This window comes from Promicromonospora kroppenstedtii DSM 19349 (genome assembly GCF_000515355.1).
GTDB lineage: Bacteria > Actinomycetota > Actinomycetes > Actinomycetales > Cellulomonadaceae > Promicromonospora > Promicromonospora kroppenstedtii.
The window spans coordinates 29258-30285 of sequence record NZ_KI911624.1 but is presented as its reverse complement, the minus strand read 5'-3'; the positions used below and the strand labels follow the sequence as shown (position 1 = coordinate 30285).

Genomic DNA, 1028 nt, shown 5'->3' with positions numbered 1-1028 from the left:
GCGACGGCAGCGGCTGCGGCGGCGCCCATGCAGGCGCCGAGGTGCGCGGACATGAGCGGCCACTCGGCGGGATCGGGGAACTTCCCGCGCAGCGCGTCGACGAGCTCCGACTGGGCCCGCTGCAGCCGCACCACGAGGGACGGCGGCAGCCCGTGCGCCGCGGTGATGAGCTCCGCCCGCAGGTCGGCCAGCTCGTCCGTGCGGGCCCGCGGGTCCTCGAACAGGTCGACCAGCACCGCCATCACGGCGCGCACACCGGCCGCACCGTTGTCGGCGCCGTCGGACGCGCCCACCGGCAGGTCGTCGAGCGCCGCGACCGCGCGGCGGACGTGCCCCTCCAGGTGGTGGAAGAGCACGTCCTCCTTGGCCGGGAAGTGCAGGAAGAACGTGCGCCGTGCGATCCCGGCCGCGGCCGCGATGTCGTCGATCGACGTCCCGCTCACCCCCCGCTCGAGGAACAGGCGCGTCGCCGCGATCACGACGGCGTCCCGGGTCGCCGCCCGCTTGCGCTCCCGGATCCCGCCGCGCTCGTCCGCCGTCACGCCTCTCCCCTCCCGACCGCCGTGTGCCCTGCCGCACAGCATAGCTCAGCCGATGCACTAGTGTACTGATGCACTAGTGCATCCAACCCGGAGGAGACCCATGCCCGAGCACACAGGTCGCACCTATGTCGTCACCGGCACCGACTCCGGGATCGGCGCCGCCGTCGCCGAACGGCTCGAGCGGGACGGCGCGCGCGTGATCCGCTGTGGCGTCACCGAGGCCGCCGACGTCCGCGCCGATCTCACCGACCCGGAGGCCCGCGCCGCCGCCGTGGAGCAGATCCGGGCCCTCGCACCCGCACCCGCACGCGCGTCTGCACCCCCGGACACACATCCGGACGCACCCTCACCCGCCCACGCCGGGATCGACGGCGTGGCACTCGTCGCGGGGAGCGCGGACCCGGCGGTCGCCGTCGGCCTCAACCACTTCGGCACCGTCGCGCTGCTCCGGGCGCTGCGCGACGACCTGGCGCGCGCCCGGGAGCC

2 protein-coding genes are annotated in these 1028 nt (G+C 75.3%); one reads left to right on the top strand and one right to left on the bottom strand.

The genetic code is table 11. The features are described from left to right. Window positions 1-542, bottom strand: a 542-nt coding sequence (locus PROKR_RS05560; RefSeq protein WP_051432706.1) for a TetR/AcrR family transcriptional regulator, incomplete at its 3' end; no start/stop codon positions are given. Window positions 543-642: 100 nt separating this feature from the next. Here PROKR_RS05560 and PROKR_RS33955 point away from each other — a divergent pair. Further along, window positions 643-1028: Rossmann-fold NAD(P)-binding domain-containing protein (locus PROKR_RS33955; protein WP_483823628.1), on the top strand; the 386-nt coding region annotated here is incomplete at its 3' end.